The sequence below is a fragment of the Agrobacterium vitis genome (genome assembly GCF_037039395.1).
GTDB lineage: Bacteria > Pseudomonadota > Alphaproteobacteria > Rhizobiales > Rhizobiaceae > Allorhizobium > Allorhizobium vitis_E.
This window is the reverse complement of the sequence record NZ_CP146242.1, coordinates 1,090,960-1,109,736: the sequence shown is the minus strand read 5'-3', so window position 1 is coordinate 1,109,736 and position 18,777 is coordinate 1,090,960. Positions and strand designations below refer to the sequence as shown.

Here is an 18,777-nt window from a genome sequence, read left to right as displayed (position 1 = left end):
GGAGGGGATGATTTGGTAAACCTGCCCGCAGGTCGATTAAAGTCTGTTTAAGAATTGCCATTTGCAGACGGCCAGCGGCGATTCTTGGATAGCCTGTTAGGCAGCGCGAACGATATCGATCAGTTCGACCTCGAAAATCAGATCCTGCCCAGCGAGCGGGTGGTTGGCATCGATCGTCACCACATCGCCTGCCACATCGGTCACGGTCACGATCAGCGGCGTGCCATTGCCGCTCTGGGCTTGAAGCCTTGTGCCGGGTGCCACATTGACATTGGCGGGAATAAGATCACGCGCCACCTGCTGAATTTTCTGCGGATCGTGCGCGCCATAGGCTTCCTCGGCAGGCACCGTCACCCGCTGGCTGCGCCCGACTTCCATGCCATCCACCTGCCGTTCCAGCCCTGAAATGATCTGGCCTGAGCCGATTTCAAACTGGAGCGGATCGCGGTCGCGGGAGGTGTCGAATTGCGTGCCATCCGGCAGCAGACCGACATAATGGATGCGGACGGTATCGCCGTTTTTCGCTTGCGTCATGGTAATGTCCTTTCGTCTCAAGGGAGGCATGGGTGCAATGGGCACAGCATGGCCTCCTTGAAGCTTCCTTTTCGCCAGGCCATTTCCGGGATGTCCCGGATGGCCGTGGCGGAAGCGATTCAGCCGACACACGGAAAATTCGTGAGTTGCATGACGACTATCGGAGTGTTCACACCCAAAGGTGCAAGCCTTAACAAAGGTAGGCCTGAAACGCGGCAGATCAACGGCAGCGAGGTAAAAACCGGCATAAAACCTGGATTTTCTATTCCGCAGCGCTACGACGGGGGCTGGAGACCTGGGTAATATAGGCCCGCAAAGCGGCTGGCCGTACGGGCTTATGCTGCACGGCAATGCCCTGCCGTTCCGCCTCCGCCCGCACGTCGGCAGTGCGGTCGGCGGTAATCAGCAGGCCGGGTACCGGCTGACCGTAGAGCGCGCGCAGGCGCAGGATCGCGCCGATGCCGCTGCCGTCTCCCAGATGATAATCGGCAATGATGACGTCCGGTGCCACAGGATTGTCGCTGAAGGTCGTGTCGAGATCAGTGACCGAGCCTGCGGTTATCACCATACAGCCCCAACCGCTGATCAGCAGCCGCATGCCTTCCAGAATATCCGGTTCATTGTCGATGCACAGGATGCGCAGGCCGTTAAGACTGCTCCGCAGTGCGGTCGCGGTCGCCAAATCCTCAGCGGGCAACGGCGCCTTGGCGCTCTTTTCAATCGGCATCGTGACACGAAAACTCGTGCCTCGACCCGGTCGGGATTCCAGCGCCACCGTCGCTTTGAGGACCCTGGCGATACGATCGACAATCGACAGGCCGAGCCCAAGCCCGCTGGCGGTTTTGATGCCTTCGTCCAGCCGGGCAAATTCCTTGAACACTGTGCGGAATTTCGATGTCGGAATGCCGATGCCCGAATCCGTTACCTGAATGATCACCTGGCCGCCACGGCGGCGCGCACCGACCAGGACCTTTCCCGAGGGCGTATATTTAATGGCGTTGGAGACCAGATTCTGCACCAGCCGGCGCAGAAGATTGGCATCGGAGCGCACGCTGAGCGCGGTCGGCAGTACCACCAGTTTCAGGTTTTTCTCCAGGGCCATCGGCTCGAAATCGGTTCTGATCCGCTCCAGCAGGCCTTGCAGGGGGACGGTGGCAAAGCGCGGCTTCATTGCGCCTGTATCCAGCCGCGACAGATCCAGCACCGCGCCAAGGATCTGTTCGACCGATTCCAGTGCCGAATCGATATTGCGCACCAGCCCGGCATTTTCCGATTGGCCCAGCCGCTCCACCAGTGCCGAGGAATAGAGCCTTGCGGCATTGAGCGGCTGGAGAATGTCGTGACCGGCGGCGGCAAAGAACCGGGTCTTGCCGATATTGGCCTCATCGGCGCTGGCGCGGGCTTCGGCAAGTGCGGTATTGACCCGCATCAGTTCCGCCGTGCGCTCGCCCACCCGCTGTTCCAGCGTTTCATTGGCCTGTTTTAAGGCCCGGTCCGCCGCCACTTGCGGGGTGATGTCGGTGAAGGTTGCCACCAACCCCTTGTCGGGCAGGGCGTTGCAGCGCACTTCGATGATCTGGGCGCCCTCGCTCAACACCAGCTGGAAGGGTTCATCGAGATGGTGGAAATTGGCAAGAACGCCCGCCTCCTCCTTGGCCGCAATGGCGCCGCGTTCGGTCAGCCGGTGGACTATCGTGCTGAGCGGCACGCCGACCTGTCCCATTTCGTCGGGCAGATCGAGCAGGCTTCGAAACCGCCGGTTCCAGATCGTCAATCGGCTGCTGCTGTCGAAAACCGCTATGCCCTGGTCCATCTGCGAGAGCGCGGTTTGCAACATGTCCTGGTTATAATGCAGGGCCTCGCTTGCCTGATCGAGCAGCCAGGCGGTGTCGGCGGAGGTATCCTCGGCTTTTTGCAGCACCAGCGACAGGACCAGTCGGGCCGAGGCCGAGCCGATGGCGCTACCCAGCAATTGCTCGGTGAAATGGATGAAGGCCATGTCGGCAGGGCTATCGTCTTCCAACCGGCGTCCGGCACCGCGCTCATAGCTTTTCAGTGAGCGTTCCATCCGCTCCTGACCGAGATATCGGGCAATCGCCGTTTTCAGGTCGCCGATGCTCACCCGGGTTTTCCAGCCCTTGGTGGCAAATTGCGAACGTTGGTGCCGGCGCACGAATATGCCCGACTGGATGCGCTCGACCGGGCGGGGATTGCGGCTGAGACTGCCAAGCACGAAGGCCAACAGGTTGATCAGCAGGGACAGTACGGTCGCCGTCAGCAGCGGATCGGCCCCGGCGCGGCTGAAGGCATCGACACCCGGAAACAGGAAGGACAGGATATCCGGCGCCAGATCCTTATGGGCATCAAGCCCGAAGCTCGGCAAAAGCAGCGTGTAGATCCAGGTGAGAAAGCCAAGCGACAGGCCAAGGATCGCGCCTCTGGCATTGGCTCTGCGCCAGATGAGGCCGCCCAGCAGGCAAGGTGCGATTTGGGCAATGGCGGAAAAGGCCAGCAGGCCGATGGAGGAAAGGCCCCGGTCGTCGCTGGCCAGCCGGAAATAGGCATAGCCGAGCAGCAACACGCCAAAAATCGCCAGGCGGCGAATGAGAAGCACGGTCTTGGCCAGGCTTTGCGAGGCCTCAGGCCCATGCCGGAACCCGCGCCGCAGCAGAACCGGCAGGACGATGTCGTTGGAAATCATGATGGCCAGCGCCACCGTTTCGACGATCACCATGGCGGTGGCGGCGGAAAAGCCGCCGATAAAGGTGACCAGCGTGACGAATGGCAGATCATGGGTCAGCGGCAGGGAGAGAACATAGAGATCGGCATTGCCGGTGCCATTGAAGGCCAGAAGCCCGCCAATGGCGGCTGGCAGCACGAAGAGATTGATGGCGATCAGATAAAGCGGCAGCATCCATCCAGCCCGGCGCAGTTCCCGATCCGTGCGGTTTTCGACCACGCTGACATGGAACTGGCGCGGCAGCATCAGGATGGCGAAGGCAGAGAGCGCAATCAGCAGCAGCCAGCGACTGAGCGGTGTCTGATAGGCCAGCGCTTCCATCACCCTCGGGCTTTCGGTTGCCGCGCGCCAGAGATCCGCCGGTCCATCGAACAGGAAGAACACCACCGTGATGCCCAGCGTGCAAAAGGCCAGCAGCTTGACCACCGATTCCATCGAGATCGCCAGGATCAGCCCGTCCTGATGTTCGGTGGCGTCCGTATGGCGCGTGCCGAAAATCGCCGAAAAGCAGGCAAGCGTCAGGGCAACGATCAGCGCCAGATCGACAAAATAGAGATTGCCGGTGCCGATGCCGTAGCTGGCCGGATCGACCATGACGCCGACCGAATTGGAGACGGCCTTCAGTTGAAGCGCGATATAGGGAATGGAGCCCGCCAGCGAAATCACCGTGACCAGCATGCCGACGATAGGGTTCTTGCCATAGCGGGCGGCGACGAAATCAGCGCCGGAGGTCAGCTTTTCGACCTTGGCGATTTCGATCATCCGGCGGATCAGCGGCAGGCCGAGCGTCAGCATCAGGATCGGGCCGATATAGATACCCATGAATTCGAGGCCGCGGTCCGCAGCCAGGCCGACGCCGCCGAAATAGGTCCAGGAGGTGCAATAGACCGCCAGCGACAGCCCGTAGACAAGCGGACGCCCGCCCACAGGCACACCATTGCGGCGGCTTCGCCTGTCGCCATAGCTTGCCACCGCAAACAGCAGCAGCAGATAGGCAATCGATGCCGTGATGATCAGCCATGCCGGAAGCATCGCTTGCCCCTCCCATTCACGTGCCTCTTATAAAGCTTTGTCACTTTAAGCCATGCCGCCGCCTTTTAAAATCGGGGGGCTTGTTGGCAATAAGTCGAAACCGAAACGGAATTTGCGCGTTAGAAACAATGCTGAAGTTTTGGCATTCGTGCTGAAACCGGCAATTTGGGCTTCTAAGGCAAGTCTTTATGAGGCATCTATGAAGTCATCCAGATGAATGGAGGTAGACAAGTCATGAAGGGGACAGGCGTGTTCAAAGAATTCAAGTCGTTCATTGCCAGAGGCAATGTCATGGATCTCGCCGTAGGTGTCATCATTGGTGGCGCCTTCGGTTTGATCGTCACCTCGCTGGTCAACGATATCGTCATGCCGGTGGTTGGCGTGGTGTTCGGCGGGTTCGATTTTTCCAATTATTTCCTGCCGCTCAGTGACAAGGTCACGGCGCAGTCGCTGGCTGAAGCACGCAAGCAGGGCGCGGTGTTTGCCTATGGCAATTTCCTGACCGTCGCCATCAATTTCGTCATTCTGGCCTGGATCATTTTCCTGATGGTCAAGGGTGTCAATGTTCTGCGCAAACAGCTGGAACATGATGAAAAACAGGGCAAGCCTACACCGCCGCCGCCGGCAGACGTACTGCTGCTGACAGAGATCCGTGATTTGCTGAAGGCACAGCAAAGCAACGGGGCTGAGGCGTCTTCAGCACGTATTGAGCCAGGCACGCCTTGATGTTTGGCTGCCTGCTGCGCTGACAGAAAATGAGGCTGACCGAAAAGCGTTGAGACTGATAAATCCTGTTGTCTTTACAATCAGGTAGAGATGGCCTCGGCCCTTGGTGCAAGGATTTCCTCTGGCCGAGGCCATCACCAGAATCGATCGATCAGCCACTCTTTCTCATAGGATTTTCTCCGGAGCTTCGGTTATGAACGTTGTTACTCAAGGAGTTTGTCCATGTCTTTGCCTGCCGGTCCATCCCTGATTTCCAGCCTTAGCCAGCGCGCCACGTCCGCGCCCGAAAGCGGTATTGTCGAGATTATCAATTATGCGCGTGGGCGCGATAATCTCCTGCCGCTCTGGGCGGGGGAAGGCGATCTGCCGAGCCCGGATTTCATCAATCGGGCCGCAAGCGATGCGCTTCTGGGCGGCGAGACATTCTATACCTGGCAACGCGGTATTCCCGAACTGCGTCAGGCGCTGTCCGATTACTACCGGCGGCATTTTGCCGTCAGTCTGCCGAGCGAGCATTTCTATGTGACCGGTTCCGGCATGCAGGCCATCCAGCTTGCCGTACAGGCAATGACCGGGCCGGGCGACGAGATGATCTACCTTTCCCCCTGCTGGCCCAATATCGTCGCCGCCATCGAAATCAGTGGGGCGAAGGCGGTTGGTGTAGAGATCGGCTATGAGCATGGTGCCTGGCAGTTGGATCTCGGGCAGATCGAAAAGGCGATTACACCCAAAACCAAGGCGCTGTTCATCAATACGCCGTCCAACCCGACCGGCTGGACGGCCAGCCTCGATGATCTGCGCGCCATTCTTGCGCTTGCCCGCAAGCATGGCCTGTGGATTCTGGCGGATGAAATCTATTCGCTTTACTATTTCGCCGGTCCCTCCCGTGCTCCGTCCTTCCTGGATGTGATGGAAGAGGGCGACCGGGTGATGTTTGGCAATTCTTTTTCCAAGAACTGGTCGATGACCGGCTGGCGGGTCGGCTGGCTGGTGGCGCCACCGGAAATCGGTCAGGTGCTGGAAAACCTCATTCAATATTCCACCTCTGGCGTGGCGCAGTTCATGCAGCGCGGCGCGGTGGCAGCCTTGGACCACGGCGATCAATTTGTCGCCGAAAACATCCAGCGGGCGCGCACCTCGCGCGATATCCTGCTGGATGCGCTGATCGCCACCAACCGGGTTCGTTCCGTCAAGCCGGATGGGGCGCTTTACGCCTTCATGGAAATCGATGGCGTGACCGACAGCCGGGCGGCGGCCATGGATATCGTTGATAAAACCGGCGTGGCGCTGGCGCCCGGATCGGCGTTCGGGGCAGGGGGCAGCTCGTTTCTGCGCGCCTGCTTCCTGCGCGACCCACGCCAGATCGAAGACGCCGCTGCACGATTGAGCGATTACATTGCCCGGCTGTGACGGATTATTCATTCAACACTGAGGGGTTGCATTAAGGCCATTTTAGCCCTTTCTATAAAAGTTCGGGCCGCGTTGCGGTCAGGCCTGGCGATTTTAACGGGTTGAAAAACCCGAGGAGATTAGCTGCGGCCAGAGACGAGGCTGTAGTGGGGCGGTCATGGCAATCTTGGTGACGGGTGGCGCTGGTTATATCGGCAGCCATATGGTCTGGGCAATGGTGGACGCTGGTCACGAGGTCGTTGTGCTGGACCGGCTGTCCACCGGCTTTCGCGGTGCTGTTGCGCCCGGCGCGCGCTTTTATCTCGGCGATATCGGCGACCGTGACCTGTTGCGGCAGATCTTCGCGCATCATTCCATCGAGGCGATCTTTCATTTTGCAGGCTCGGTGGTCGTCTCCGAGTCCATCGCCAATCCGATGGACTATTACACAAACAATACCGTCAATTCCTCGATCCTGATCGAGGAGACGGTGCGGGCCGGTATCGGCAAGCTGGTTTTTTCCTCGACGGCTGCAGTTTATGGCGCGCCTGTCGAAGATCGCCCGGTGCGCGAAACCGATCCGCTGAGGCCGCAAAGCCCTTATGGTCAATCCAAGCTGATGACCGAACTGATGCTGGCCGATACGGCCCGCGCCGATCCGGATTTTCGCTTCGTCGCCCTGCGTTACTTCAATGTTGCAGGCTGTGATGCCAAAGGGCGGACAGGCCAATCCACAAAGGGCGCCACCCACCTGATCAAGGCCGCCTGCGTGACGGCGCTTGGTCTTCGTCCCCATATCACGGTGTTCGGAACGGATTATCCAACGCGGGATGGCACGGGGATCCGCGACTATATCCATGTCGACGATCTGGTCTCTGCCCATCAACAGGCGCTTGCCTATCTGCGTGGTGGCGGCCCGTCGCTGGTGGCCAATTGCGGCTATGGTGACGGCGCTTCGGTGAAAGAAGTCATCGCTGCGGTGGAACGGGTTGCGGGCCAAAGGCTGCCGACTGTCTTTGATGCGCCGCGCCCTGGCGATGCCGCCTGCGTGATTGCCGATCCAGGCCTTGCGCGCCAGCGTCTGGGCTGGATGGCTGACAACCCGGGGCTGGATATGATTGTGCGCACCTCCCTCGAATGGGAAAGACGCTGCCTGAGGACGCGCGCAACGCCACTAGAGTTTGTCAAGGAAAAGTGGAAACCGGTTTTCCCGAAAAGACAAACTCAAACAAAAGAAACGAGAGTCTGTCTGGTTCAATATGAACCTGACAGACTCTAGGAAATGCCGCGCAGAGGCTTGCGGGAGCTTTTTAGCCGAAATGCCGAACCCGGATCAGCAAACACGCTCCAGTTTGACGACAGTTTCCCTCGCTAGGGTTGGCCGATAGGGAGACCGTCGTTCTGTTCAGGATCGGCGGCCCTTCCGTATCGTGATCGGGCATGATCTTTTCCGCAAGTCCTCCAGTTTGCGCATCCTGCCCGTTTACGTGGGGATTCCGCGTATGAAAACAAAGGCATCCAGCCGTAATCCGCTTGAAACCGGACAGGCGGCGAATGGGTAGGGTAGGCAATGGTCGGCACGGAGATTGGGCGATGAAGGCGGTTATCCTGGCTGGCGGTCTCGGCACGCGGATTTCCGAAGAGACCCATTTGCGGCCAAAGCCGATGATCGAGATCGGCGGGCGGCCGATTCTCTGGCACATCATGAAGCTCTATTATGCTCATGGCATCCGCGAATTCATCATCTGCTGCGGGTTCAAGGGCTATATCATCAAGGAATATTTCGCCAATTACGGCCTGCATATGTCGGATATCACCTTCGATCTCTCCGATAACAGGCTGGAATTTCACCGCAAGAGCGCTGAAAACTGGCGCGTGACCCTGATCGATACCGGTGAAAGCTCGATGACCGGGGGACGGCTGAAGCGGGTTGCTTCCTACCTCAAGGATGAGGAAGCGTTCTGCTTTACCTATGGCGACGGCCTCTCCGATCTGGATATTTCCGCCACGCTGCGGTTTCACAAGGAACATGGGAAGCTGGCAACGGTAACCGCCGTGCAGCCGCCAGCCCGCTACGGCGCCCTGAAAATGGACGGACCGATGGTGCGTGGCTTCGTGGAAAAGCCGGTGGGCGAGGCGGGCTATATCAATGGCGGCTTCTTCGTACTGTCACCCAAATGCATCGACCGGATCGCTGGCGATGACATGCCGTGGGAAGCCGAGCCTTTGACCAGCCTTGCCGAAGACGGCGAGCTTTGCGCCTATCTGCATAACGGTTTCTGGCAGCCGATGGATACGCTGCGCGACAAGAACCATCTGGAAGACCTATGGGCGGGTGGCAGCCCGCCATGGAAGAGCTGGTGATGATGATCGACCGACAGTTCTGGGCCGGCAAACGAGTGCTCCTGACCGGCCATACCGGCTTCAAGGGCAGTTGGCTGGCGCTTTGGCTGACGCAAATGGGCGCCGAGGTCAGCGGTCTGGCCCTTGCGCCACAGACGGTGCCCAACCTGTACGGCCTGCTGACGGGTCATGACGCTCACGCGAGAGGCGGCATTTGCGATCTGCGTGATCGTAATGCCGTGGCGGCTGTTGTCGCCCGGGTAAAGCCGCAGATCGTCTTTCATCTGGCGGCCCAGCCACTTGTGCGGCTTGGCTACCGCGATCCCTTGGCGACCTTTGAGACCAATGTGCAAGGCACAGCGCATGTGCTGGAAGCGCTTCGGATTTCCCCGGATGTGAAGTCCATCGTCGTCATCACCACCGACAAGGTCTATGAGAATGCCGAGACCGGCAAGGCCTTTGTCGAGACCGATCCGCTCGGCGGTCACGATCCCTATAGCGCCAGCAAGGCGGCGGCTGAGATCGTCGTCTCCAGCTACCGGTCGTCGTTTTTTGCCGCGCGCGGCGTCGGTCTCGCCACGGCGCGGGCCGGCAATGTCATCGGCGGCGGCGATTGGGCTGAGGACCGGTTGATCCCGGATGCGGTGCGCGCCTGGAGTATCGGTGCGCCGCTCGACGTGCGCCGTCCGAACGCGGTCCGCCCCTGGCAACATGTGCTGGAGCCCTTGGCAGGCTACATCTCCATGGCGCACCATCTGTGGCATGATCCAGCTTCGCTGACAGCGTTGAATTTTGGCCCCGACCATGCCGGTGCGGCTTGCGTTGCGGATGTTCTGGCCCTGGCCGTCAGGCATTTCGGCAGCGGTCAGGTGGTGCTGGGCGATGGCAGCGACGGTCCCCATGAAGCCGGTTATCTGATGCTCGACAGTTCCAAAGCCTCGGCGACACTCGGCTACAGGCCGCTCTGGTCGCTGGAGGAAACGGTGGCGCGCACCATGAACTGGTATCGACGGCTCGCCGCCGGCGCATCGGCCAGAGACCTGTGCCTTGCCGATATTGCCGATTATGCCCATGGTCTCGGCATGGATGTGAGGCGAGCGGTATGAGCCAACGGTTCCAGCCCGAAGACACCGCGATTCCCGGCCTGACGCTGCTGACCCGCAGCCGGTTTGGCGACGAGCGTGGTTTTCTCAGCCGGTTGTTTTGCGGTGAAGAGCTTGCGGCCTTTGGCTGGCCGGGGCCGGTCTTGCAGGTCAATGAAACCGGAACGTCACAAAAAGGCACCGTGCGCGGCCTGCATTTTCAACATGCGCCTTTTGCCGAATGGAAACTGGTGACTTGTGTTGAAGGCACAATCCTCGACGTGGCCGTGGATCTGCGCCAGGGCTCGCCGAGCTTTCTCCAGCATGTCTGCGTCGAACTGTCGGGCGACAATTGTCGCTCGCTGTTGATCCCGCCTGGCTTTGCTCATGGGTTTCAGGCGCTGAGCGATACGGTGCGGATGATCTATACCCATTCCGCCCCTTACCGGGCGGAGGCCGAGGGCGGGCTTCAGCCGGAGGATCCACGGATCGGCATCACCTGGCCTTTGCCGGTTGAGCGGCTGTCTGCCCGAGACCAGAGCCATCCGCTGATCCAGCCCGACTTTGAAGGACTGATTGCATGAATTGCCGCCATTGTGGATCGCTTCGGATGCGACCCTTTCTCGACCTTGGCACCGCGCCGCCCTCCAATTCCTATGTGAAGGCCAAGGATCTGGTAAAGCCGGAGCTTTGGTATCCGCTGGTCATCCGGGTCTGCGAAGACTGCCTTTTGGTGCAGACCGAGGATTTCGCCGCCCGTGAAACCTTCTTTTCCGATGATTATGCTTATTTTTCCTCGTTTTCCTCGTCCTGGCTGGCGCATGCCAAATCTTATGTCGAGGCGATGACGGCTCGCTTCGGGCTTGGCGAAGGGGCAAAAGTGGTGGAAGTGGCCGCCAATGACGGCTACCTGCTGCAATATGTGCGTGAGCGCGGCATCGCCTGCCTGGGTGTCGAACCGACGGCCAGCACGGCCCGGGCCGCACGTGACAAGGGCATTGACATCGTCGAAGAGTTTTTTGGCGTAGAGCTGGCGAAAAAGCTGGTGGCCGACGGCTGGGCCGCGGATCTGACTGCCGCCAACAATGTGCTGGCGCACGTGCCTGACATCAACGATTTCGTCGCAGGCTTTGCCCAATTGCTGAAACCTGCGGGGGTTGCAACCTTTGAATTTCCGCATCTGATGAATATGATCGCGGAGCGCCAGTTCGATACGGCCTATCACGAGCATTATTCCTATCTGTCGCTTCTGGCCGTCGACCGGATTTTCGCCGCCAACGGACTGATGGCGTTTGATGTGGAAACCACGCCCTGGCATGGCGGCAGCCTGCGGGTGCTGGCCTGCCGGGCCGACAGCAAGGCCCATGTCCGCACACCGGCTGTCGAGGCGATGCTGGCGCGTGAAAGAGCGGCCGGTCTTGATGCCGTGACCGGCTATGACGGTTTCCAGACTGAGGCCGAAGCCGTGCGCGACGATTTCCTGTCCTTCCTGATCGATTGCAACCGGAAAGGCCTGTCTGTTGCCGCCTACGGTGCAGCGGCCAAGGGCAATACGCTATTGAACTTCGCCGGCATCAAAGCCGGCCAGATTGCTTTCGTCGTCGACAAGAACCCGGCCAAGCAAGGTATGTTTCTTCCCGGAAGCCGCGTGCCGATTGTTTCGGAAGAGGTTCTGAAAACCCGCAAACCTGACAGACTGGTGATCCTACCATGGAATCTGACGGCAGAAATCAAACAACAGCTTTCTTATATCGCCGATTGGGGTGGGAAATTCGTGACCGCGGTGCCGAACCTGACAGTCCATCCATAACGGCGGACGCCACTATAACGCAGGAGAGCCAGCCGATCCTGCCGAGAGACACGCTGCCACGTCCCGGCGATACAATCAGCGCCAAATAGTGGCTGGCACAAAGCGTAGATCCAGGAGACCCTCGATGACCGACAAGCCAACCCTTTCGATTTGCGTCCCTTCGCGCAACCGGCAAATCTATTTCCAAAAGACCATTGCGGGACTGTTGCGCAACACGCGCACCGACGTCGAGTTCATTTTTACCGACAATTCCGACGATCCCACCGTGATGAACGATTTCATGGCGGACCTCGCGACGGATGAGCGTATTGTCTATCTTCCTACAACCGATCGTGTCCTGTCGATGATGGACAATTGGGAGCGGACGATTCATGCCAGCCGAGGCGAGTGGGTGGTGTTCATCGGCGACGACGATTTCATCGAGCCGGACGTCGCCGGACTGATCCTGCGGATTGTCAAGATTAATCCGGATACGGAGGCATTATCCTGGGGGATTTTGAATTATTCCTGGCCGGTTGAAGGAGAAGCGGTCTGTACCGTGGTTGTGCCGTTTGATCGAAGCGTCATCCGTTTACCCAGGGCGGAACCGATGCGCCGGATGTTTGGCTGGCACGAGTCGACATCCGTTCCAACGTCGGGCTTTTCCATCTACCATTCCGCTATCAGGCGAAGGCTGCTGGATCGGATCTATGCCAAATATCATCACCGTTACTTTGAGCATCCGGTTGTCGACTACGATATTGCGATGAAAGTGATCTGTGAAGCGCAGGACTTCGTGGTGTGCCAACGGCCATTTTCAGTGCTTGGAGCCTGCCCCCAGAGCAATTCTTTTTCCATCGGCCGCTTGGAAGACACCAAGATGCGGGCCAAAATTTTCATGGACGAATTCGGCAAGAATTTTGATGAAGACCCGACGCTGCGGGATTTCCCATTCAGCTCCTTTCTGGGCTGTACGGCGACCATTGGCGTCACCCAGCAATGGTTCCGGAAGACTTATAATGTCAACTATACGGGGTGGGAAAAGGGCTATGCAGGCGCCTGCGCACTCAATACCGAAACCTATCGAGACAGGGAGGCCTTTGACATCATTCGCGCAGGTTACGAGACGGCCTTCCGCAATTGGCAGGGTGGAAGGTTTCTTTTACATTACCAACCGGTCTGGCGCGGCGACGTACCCGTGACGCCCATGAGCGGCGCGACCTCTGCAGGGGTGATGGTGCTTGCCGATATCGCTGGGGCAACGTCCCCCGCCGAGCTTTGGGATGTCGTCTCGGCGATGGTTGTGGCTCCCGACGATATTCTCGTCCGTCCGACAGGCTTGCGTCTGCAGAACGAAGAGGAGTTTGCCACCAACGAACTTATGCGGCTCGAAGGAAATATGCGTGTTGCCAGTTCTGAAAAAGCAGCTCCCGGCAAGCCGGTCGCCATGCGCAATGACCGACATACCAGAGGCCGGCGGCGCTGAACTTAATCGCCTCCCTTTCTTCAGAGATCGACCAAGCTATCTACCGTGCTACCTCACAGTCGTAGTGACTTTTCAGCCATCTAACGGTGAGGTAATTTATTGCTCGTTTCCTTAAATCGGGATCGATTTGAGGAGAAATTTATGCAGCAAATATAGAAAGCGACAACGCCATGCGTTTTATAAAACGCATGGCGTTGTCGCTTATCAAAGATCTTCCAGCCGTCACACCCGCCGCAGAAATCCATCGCGTGAAACGGTGATGGCGATTTTGTGCTCCAGCCCGTGGTCGTATTCAAGGTGCAGCGGCGTGCCATCGGCAGCCGTACGGCCTTCCTGCTCCAAGCGTCGCATATATTCCCAGACCGCGGTTCTGGGATTGTCGCCCGGACCCCAGGGCCGTTCGGGATACATGCTTTCCGGCATGTCCTCCACCAGCGTATCCCAGACAGCGCAATAGGAGCCCTTGGAGACAAGCGGCGCATAAAGCTCCAGTTCCTGCAAGACATGCTCATGGGTATGGTTGGAATCGAGGAAAACCATGACCTTTTCGTAGCCTTTGGCTGCGTCCTTGACCTTGGCAATGATGTCCGCGGCGACGGAAGAGCCCTCGATCATGCTGATCTTGTGGCTCATTGGATGTGTCTCGATGGCGGCACGGTTATGGGCGCGGATATCGATGTCGATGCCGAGCACCTTGCGGCGGCTGGCCTTGGGGTCCAGCATTTCGCCTTTTTCCACGGCCTCGCAATAATCGATCATTGCCAGCATGGAGGCGCTCATCACCAGCGAGCCGCCATGGGCTATGCCGGTTTCGATCACCAGATCCGGTTTGACCGACCAGATCATCTCCTGGATAGCATAGCTGTCCTGCGGGATCTGGATGATGGGCCGGCCCAGCCAGCTGAAATTATACATATAGCCCAGCGGTATGCATGTCTCGATCCAGCGATTGGACAAATCGAGGAATTCCTTGCTCTCGCCGATCGACTGGATGTTACGGCTTACCAAAGCCTTGAAATCTTCGACAGTATTCATTGCGGGTCCGTTCAGTTATTGCCTGCCTTCGCAGACGCTAGGCTGCCTTACCTGCGTGAGCCTGACGTGTCTGTGGCTGTAATGATGGTTGAATAAGCAGGGTGTCTCTTGAAGACATAAATGGGTTGGCGTCTTATGGCGTGCAATGCGTCGTATCGGCGGTATCTTCCTGAAATCTCGCTGCGCCGAGGGGTATCGCAGATAGAAAAATTGGAGTGGCAGGCATGGGCAAGACGATACTGTTGACGGGAGCGACGGGCTTTGTCGGGAGGCAGATACACCGTGCTCTGCTGAACGCCGGACACAGCGTGGTGGCTGTCGTGCGGCCACAATCCTCAAGCGTTCTTGCCACAGAGGGCCGTGCCGCAAGAGTGATCGAGACGGCGGATGTCTTTGCGCAATCGGCCGATTGGTGGGCGACCCAGTGCCAGGGCTGCGACGCGGTCATCCACGCCGCCTGGTATGTGGAGGCGGGGAAATATCTGGATTCGCCGCTGAATTTTCACTGCGTCACCGGCAGTTTGGCCTTGGCGCAAGGGGCGGCCCGTGCTGGCGTTGCCCATTTCATCGGCCTTGGCACTTGTGTTGAATATCGCCTGCCATCAGACCATTTGACCGTGGATTCGCCTCTTGAGCCGAAGACGCTTTATGCTGCCGCCAAGCTTTCCACCTACCAGATGTTGGACCGGTATTTCGCAGGCCTTGGCCTTGGGTTTTCCTGGTGCCGGATCTTTTATCTCTATGGGGAAGGCGAGCATCCGGCCCGTCTTGTGCCTTACGTGAGGCAGCGCCTCGAGCAAGGTGTCGTTGCCAAGCTTTCCAAGGGCACGCAATGGCGCGATTTTCTGGATGTGAAAGAGGCGGGAAAGATGATTGCCGGCGTGGTCGATACCGGACAAACCGGCGCGATCAATATCTGCTCCGGCAAGGCGATCACCATTCGGGCGCTGGTGGAACGTATCGCCGATGACTATAGCCGCCGCGACCTACTGGAATTCGGAACGGCGGAGATCCATCCTTCCGATCCCCTGGCGGTGGTCGGCGTGTGCAATGTTGAGGCGATCAAGCCCGACTGAGGAGGAATGGATGCCGGTTAATGCTTTTGCCATAGTTTATCGCATGCATCCTGACTCTGGCTTCAGGCACTCGCGCGGGCGTTTGGCTCCGCGATGATCCTGATTGGCGTCATCATGCTGCGCGCCACGGCGTAGAACTGCTGGGCGTTGACGGCATTGCCAATGAAGCGGTCTACCAACAGAACCTTGCCATGCAGGCCCTGCTGTCTGTCTTCATAGGGTGTGGCAGAAAAGGGTGGTGCGAAGGCCCGGGCCAATACCTGACCGCCCGGCATGGACATAAAGGCACGGGAATAGGCCTCATATTTTGCCCGAAACGGGCCAGCGGAATGTTCGAAAGCACAGTCATACATACAGGCGCGGACGAAATCCTCGCCAAAGCCTGCCCATTCGCTGCCAAGCTCCATCAGCACTCGGGCCTGGACCTCGGCAATGGCAGCCGTCAAGCCTATTCCGGCATGCAGCGGAAAATCCTTGATGGCGGATGGCACGGGACGGGGCTGGAACGGTTGTGCATGCACGGCGGACAGGGGGCGATTGCAAAAGGCCAGTGCATTGGCAAACAGCAGCACGCGGGCCGCCCACTCATAGTGTGGCACCAGGGTTAGCCAACTCAGTGCGCCGCAAGCCGAAAGTACACTATCGATCAGGCTGCGCTTGATGGCCCCATGATAAAGACCGAAGGGCATGCGCGGCACTTGCCGTGCCTCTTTCCAATGAAAGAAAGCCTCGAGCATCGGAGCCTTCTCAAATTCGGTAATATTATGCAGCACCGGGATCGCCACATTGGTCTTGATATGGCGCGGTGCATCCGCCGAGATCTGAAATGCACTCCATCCCAACGCATCCACTTGGGGATGTTTTATTTCCAGAGAGGAGAGCAGCTCGGGAAGATCCGGCTCGATCATGTCTTCGGGATGGACAAGCGACACCCAATCGCCCTCAGCCGCAGCCAAGGTACCGATCCAGAGCTGGGCTGCCGAAAGGGTTTCCGGCGCAGGTGGCAGAAGGCGCAAGCGTCTATCGCGCGCCGCTATGTCCGCGAATTGCCCAGGACGATGCACTGTGTCGCCAAAGCCGGAGAGAATGATTTCCAGATCAGCGGTCTCATTCTTCAGGAGCTCCGTAACCAGATGGACTGGCAGGACATGGCCCGGCTCCACAGGAATACAAACAGAAAGCTTCGGCATCGGCATCTCACGATCTAGAGTCTGTCAGGGTCAGATTGAACCAGCCATTCTCTCACTCTTGTTGTTTTCGTTTGTCTTTTCGAGAAAGTCGGATTCCACTTTTCCCTGACAAGCTCCAAAAGACCTTGCTGCGCCATCCACTCCGTTTCTACGGATGCAAAGGATCAACAACAATTCCGTGCCATTCTGTTATCAAACGCACAAAATAGGAGAGGTGTCCGCAGCTTTCGATGCTGTTTTAAGATGACAAACTGGTGCGAGCCTTGGCGTGGCCATGGACTTCATAACCACATGAAGCAAGGAATATAGGAAATTTTACTTGAAATAATGGTGCCCGGAGGCGGATTTGAACCACCGACACGCGGATTTTCAATCCGCTGCTCTACCAACTGAGCTATCCGGGCATCCTGGCCAAACATACCTTGTTTCAGGGTTGTTTGCCGTTAGGGGAAAACTTTTCCCCGGAAGCAGCGCGGTTATACCATCTAAATTTTTCATGTCCAGCGCCAAAAGACACTTTTTTGACGATGCATGTAAAAAGATTGAAAGGTATTTTAAAACAGAAGCTTACGCTGAAATTGCAATGGCTGTCCCGGTTCAGAATCGACCGTCGTCATCCGGGTTGGATTCGTCTTCGGCCACGGGAATGGCATAGGAGCCTTTCAGCCAGCGCGACAGATCCTGGGTGCGGCAGCGGTCGGAGCAGAAGGGATAGTGTTCGCGGTGGGATGGATGGCCGCATTCCGGGCAGGGGAGGGGTTTGCGCAAGGGTTCCACCTTGGCGGTATGTGCTGGCTCGTCACTCATGTGTCATCCTTTGCTTGGCATCAGCCTTCACGCGCTGGGGCCTGCCTGCCGGGGCTGCTCATCCTTCCGACCAGCGGGCTTGCACATCCATGCCTTCGCCAGCCAGCAATTGCACGGTTTCATACAGGGGCAGGCCGACGACATTGGAATAAGAGCCGACCAGTTTTTGTACGAAACTGCCGGCAATGCCTTGGATGGCATAGGCGCCAGCCTTGCCACGCCATTCACCGGACAGGATATAGGCGTTGATTTCCGCTTCCGACAGACGCTTGAAGCGTACCTTGCTTTCCACCACCTTCTGGCGGATCTTGCGATCCGGCGTAATCAGGCAGACACCGGTAAACACCCAGTGATTGCGGCCGGAAACCAGGTTGAGAGCGGCAATGGCCTCATCGCTATATTCGGTCTTCGGCAGCACCCGACGGCCAACGGCAACCACCGTATCGGCCGCCAGGATGAAAGCGCCTTTCCACTCCGCCTCGTCAGCACTGGCCTCCAGGGCGGCTTTGGCCTTGTCGGTTGCCAAGCGGCGCGCCAGCGAGCGCGGCTGCTCGTTCTTCAAGGGGCTTTCGTCCAGATCCATCGGCATCAGCCGATCGGCTTCCAGGCCCACCTGCCGTAGCAGTTCGACGCGGCGGGGGGAGCCTGAAGCCAGGATCAGCTTGCGTTTGCCGGCCATAGGCGGCTCCTCGCCGTTACTTGAAGCGATAGGTGATACGGCCCTTGGTCAGGTCGTAGGGTGTCATTTCCACCAGGACCTTGTCGCCAGCCAGCACGCGGATGCGGTTCTTGCGCATACGGCCAGCCGTATGGGCGATAATTTCGTGTTCGTTTTCGAGCTTCACCCGGAATGTGGCGTTCGGCAGCAGTTCCGTAACGACACCGGGGAATTCGAGGACTTCTTCTTTAGCCATTGATGCCTTGTCTTTCTGTGTGTTTCGTCGAGGCGGCTACCGCCCCGGTCAAAATGTGGCCGGAACCTACACAATCACTGGGCTTTTGTGAACCTTGTAGATCGGGCTTTTCGAATTTGTTTCAAACGCCGCCTAGCGGGCTTGTTCCCGGCCGTCTGAAGCGCTGCTCGATCAGCACCGCCAGCCGGTCTCGCACCTCGCGATAGGCGGCCAGTTGCTGGTCGCGGGTATCGGCCTCCACGGTTGGGTCCGGCATCGGCCAATACACCACCTCAACGGAAGAGGAGCGTGTCAGTTCCAGGGCGGCATGATGCGCTTCGGGGGCGAGAGTGACGACCAAGTCGAAAAAGTCATCCTCCAGCTCGTCCAGGGTCTGTGGCTGGCGCTTGCCGAGCGACAGCCCGATTTCATCCAGCACCACATCAACGAAAGGGTCGCGCTCGCCATGCCGCACGCCCGCCGAGGCCACATAGACACCTGATGGCAACAACCTCTTGGCAAGGGCCTCGGCCATGGGTGAGCGAACGGCATTCATGCCGCAGAGGAACAGCACGGAGTGGGGTACGGCTCTCTCATGGCCATGATCGACGTTGATGCCGGTAGGGTCTTGGGTCGGTTCGCTCATGCCGGACGC

Annotated in this window: 17 protein-coding genes and 1 tRNA gene; 9 read left to right on the top strand and 9 right to left on the bottom strand. The window is 58.5% G+C overall.

Annotated elements, in window-relative coordinates; all coding sequences use genetic code 11:
• Positions 1-96 precede the first annotated feature (96 nt).
• Together V6582_RS07865 and V6582_RS07860 are read right to left on the bottom strand one after the other, a co-directional pair.
• The gene (locus V6582_RS07865) at positions 97-534 is read right to left on the bottom strand and encodes an FKBP-type peptidyl-prolyl cis-trans isomerase (RefSeq protein ID WP_156531401.1); all 438 of its coding nucleotides are present in this window, start codon (positions 532-534) and stop codon (positions 97-99) included.
• Between the two features lie 262 nt (positions 535-796).
• Positions 797-4,306, bottom strand: a complete 3,510-nt coding sequence (locus tag V6582_RS07860) for a PAS domain-containing hybrid sensor histidine kinase/response regulator (protein WP_156631973.1) — start codon at positions 4,304-4,306, stop codon at positions 797-799.
• Positions 4,307-4,555: 249 nt separating this feature from the next.
• On the opposite strand from V6582_RS07860, the gene mscL reads away from it, so the two are divergent.
• The 8 genes from mscL (at position 4,556) to V6582_RS07820 (ending at position 13,121) form a co-directional block, all read left to right on the top strand.
• A complete protein-coding gene (gene mscL / locus V6582_RS07855; RefSeq protein ID WP_337739265.1) occupies positions 4,556-5,032 on the top strand; it encodes a large conductance mechanosensitive channel protein MscL in 477 nt (158 codons plus the stop codon).
• 222 nt (positions 5,033-5,254) lie between these two features.
• Positions 5,255-6,442, top strand: coding sequence for a pyridoxal phosphate-dependent aminotransferase (locus tag V6582_RS07850; RefSeq protein WP_070163605.1), 1,188 nt, complete (start codon positions 5,255-5,257; stop codon positions 6,440-6,442).
• Between the two features lie 157 nt (positions 6,443-6,599).
• The gene (gene galE, locus V6582_RS07845) at positions 6,600-7,700 is read left to right on the top strand and encodes a UDP-glucose 4-epimerase GalE (protein ID WP_156631971.1); all 1,101 of its coding nucleotides are present in this window, start codon (positions 6,600-6,602) and stop codon (positions 7,698-7,700) included.
• 314 nt (positions 7,701-8,014) lie between these two features.
• A complete protein-coding gene (gene rfbF / locus V6582_RS07840; protein WP_015914874.1) occupies positions 8,015-8,785 on the top strand; it encodes a glucose-1-phosphate cytidylyltransferase in 771 nt (256 codons plus the stop codon).
• Positions 8,749-9,870 carry a CDP-glucose 4,6-dehydratase gene (gene rfbG, locus V6582_RS07835; protein ID WP_234889677.1) on the top strand — a complete coding sequence of 374 codons (1,122 nt, stop codon included), beginning with the start codon at positions 8,749-8,751 and terminating at the stop codon, positions 9,868-9,870. Before rfbF ends, rfbG begins: the two co-directional genes overlap by 37 nt.
• Entirely contained in the window at positions 9,867-10,430 is a 564-nt protein-coding gene (locus V6582_RS07830) for a dTDP-4-dehydrorhamnose 3,5-epimerase family protein (RefSeq protein ID WP_156631970.1), read from the top strand. The genes rfbG and V6582_RS07830 overlap by 4 nt, the downstream gene beginning before the upstream one ends.
• Positions 10,427-11,656, top strand: a complete 1,230-nt coding sequence (locus tag V6582_RS07825) for a methyltransferase domain-containing protein (protein ID WP_156631969.1) — start codon at positions 10,427-10,429, stop codon at positions 11,654-11,656. The genes V6582_RS07830 and V6582_RS07825 overlap by 4 nt, the downstream gene beginning before the upstream one ends.
• Before the next feature lie 124 nt (positions 11,657-11,780).
• Positions 11,781-13,121 (top strand): glycosyltransferase family 2 protein, encoded by a 1,341-nt coding sequence (locus tag V6582_RS07820; RefSeq protein ID WP_156631968.1) that lies wholly within the window; start codon positions 11,781-11,783, stop codon positions 13,119-13,121.
• Positions 13,122-13,343: 222 nt separating this feature from the next.
• Here the strand turns inward: V6582_RS07820 and V6582_RS07815 are convergent, their stop codons facing one another.
• Positions 13,344-14,156 (bottom strand): cephalosporin hydroxylase family protein, encoded by an 813-nt coding sequence (locus V6582_RS07815; protein WP_156631967.1) that lies wholly within the window; start codon positions 14,154-14,156, stop codon positions 13,344-13,346.
• 224 nt (positions 14,157-14,380) lie between these two features.
• On the opposite strand from V6582_RS07815, the gene V6582_RS07810 reads away from it, so the two are divergent.
• On the top strand, positions 14,381-15,232 hold the full coding sequence (locus V6582_RS07810) for an NAD-dependent epimerase/dehydratase family protein (protein WP_156631966.1): 852 nt from the start codon (positions 14,381-14,383) through the stop codon (positions 15,230-15,232).
• Positions 15,233-15,294: 62 nt separating this feature from the next.
• Here the strand turns inward: V6582_RS07810 and V6582_RS07805 are convergent, their stop codons facing one another.
• The 6 genes from V6582_RS07805 to V6582_RS07780 all read right to left on the bottom strand — a co-directional run bounded on the left by V6582_RS07805 (position 15,295) and on the right by V6582_RS07780 (position 18,768).
• Positions 15,295-16,422, bottom strand: a complete 1,128-nt coding sequence (locus V6582_RS07805) for a hypothetical protein (protein ID WP_156631965.1) — start codon at positions 16,420-16,422, stop codon at positions 15,295-15,297.
• Between the two features lie 328 nt (positions 16,423-16,750).
• Positions 16,751-16,826 (bottom strand) — tRNA-Phe (locus V6582_RS07800).
• A 193-nt stretch (positions 16,827-17,019) separates the two neighbouring features.
• On the bottom strand, positions 17,020-17,229 hold the full coding sequence (gene yacG / locus V6582_RS07795) for a DNA gyrase inhibitor YacG (protein WP_156631964.1): 210 nt from the start codon (positions 17,227-17,229) through the stop codon (positions 17,020-17,022).
• Between the two features lie 58 nt (positions 17,230-17,287).
• Positions 17,288-17,908, bottom strand: coding sequence for a Maf-like protein (locus tag V6582_RS07790; RefSeq protein ID WP_156631963.1), 621 nt, complete (start codon positions 17,906-17,908; stop codon positions 17,288-17,290).
• Positions 17,909-17,924: 16 nt separating this feature from the next.
• Entirely contained in the window at positions 17,925-18,143 is a 219-nt protein-coding gene (infA, locus tag V6582_RS07785) for a translation initiation factor IF-1 (RefSeq protein ID WP_004435948.1), read from the bottom strand.
• A 121-nt stretch (positions 18,144-18,264) separates the two neighbouring features.
• Entirely contained in the window at positions 18,265-18,768 is a 504-nt protein-coding gene (locus V6582_RS07780) for a low molecular weight phosphatase family protein (RefSeq protein ID WP_156631962.1), read from the bottom strand.
• Positions 18,769-18,777 lie beyond the last annotated feature (9 nt).

Excerpts from the sequence above, each read along its gene's own strand:
- infA (WP_004435948.1), bottom strand. The coding sequence starts at position 18,143 with ATGGCTAAAGAAGAAGTCCTCGAATTCCCCGGTGTCGTTACGGAACTG.
- V6582_RS07825 (WP_156631969.1), top strand. The coding sequence starts at position 10,427 with ATGAATTGCCGCCATTGTGGATCGCTTCGGATGCGACCCTTTCTCGAC.
- V6582_RS07860 (WP_156631973.1), bottom strand. The coding sequence starts at position 4,306 with ATGCTTCCGGCATGGCTGATCATCACGGCATCGATTGCCTATCTGCTG.
- V6582_RS07780 (WP_156631962.1), bottom strand. The coding sequence starts at position 18,768 with ATGAGCGAACCGACCCAAGACCCTACCGGCATCAACGTCGATCATGGC.
- V6582_RS07820 (WP_156631968.1), top strand. The coding sequence starts at position 11,781 with ATGACCGACAAGCCAACCCTTTCGATTTGCGTCCCTTCGCGCAACCGG.
- V6582_RS07790 (WP_156631963.1), bottom strand. The coding sequence starts at position 17,908 with ATGGCCGGCAAACGCAAGCTGATCCTGGCTTCAGGCTCCCCCCGCCGC.
- yacG (WP_156631964.1), bottom strand. The coding sequence starts at position 17,229 with ATGAGTGACGAGCCAGCACATACCGCCAAGGTGGAACCCTTGCGCAAA.
- galE (WP_156631971.1), top strand. The coding sequence starts at position 6,600 with ATGGCAATCTTGGTGACGGGTGGCGCTGGTTATATCGGCAGCCATATG.
- V6582_RS07815 (WP_156631967.1), bottom strand. The coding sequence starts at position 14,156 with ATGAATACTGTCGAAGATTTCAAGGCTTTGGTAAGCCGTAACATCCAG.
- V6582_RS07850 (WP_070163605.1), top strand. The coding sequence starts at position 5,255 with ATGTCTTTGCCTGCCGGTCCATCCCTGATTTCCAGCCTTAGCCAGCGC.
- rfbG (WP_234889677.1), top strand. The coding sequence starts at position 8,749 with ATGGGCGGGTGGCAGCCCGCCATGGAAGAGCTGGTGATGATGATCGAC.
- rfbF (WP_015914874.1), top strand. The coding sequence starts at position 8,015 with ATGAAGGCGGTTATCCTGGCTGGCGGTCTCGGCACGCGGATTTCCGAA.
- V6582_RS07865 (WP_156531401.1), bottom strand. The coding sequence starts at position 534 with ATGACGCAAGCGAAAAACGGCGATACCGTCCGCATCCATTATGTCGGT.
- V6582_RS07805 (WP_156631965.1), bottom strand. The coding sequence starts at position 16,422 with ATGCCGAAGCTTTCTGTTTGTATTCCTGTGGAGCCGGGCCATGTCCTG.
- V6582_RS07810 (WP_156631966.1), top strand. The coding sequence starts at position 14,381 with ATGGGCAAGACGATACTGTTGACGGGAGCGACGGGCTTTGTCGGGAGG.
- V6582_RS07830 (WP_156631970.1), top strand. The coding sequence starts at position 9,867 with ATGAGCCAACGGTTCCAGCCCGAAGACACCGCGATTCCCGGCCTGACG.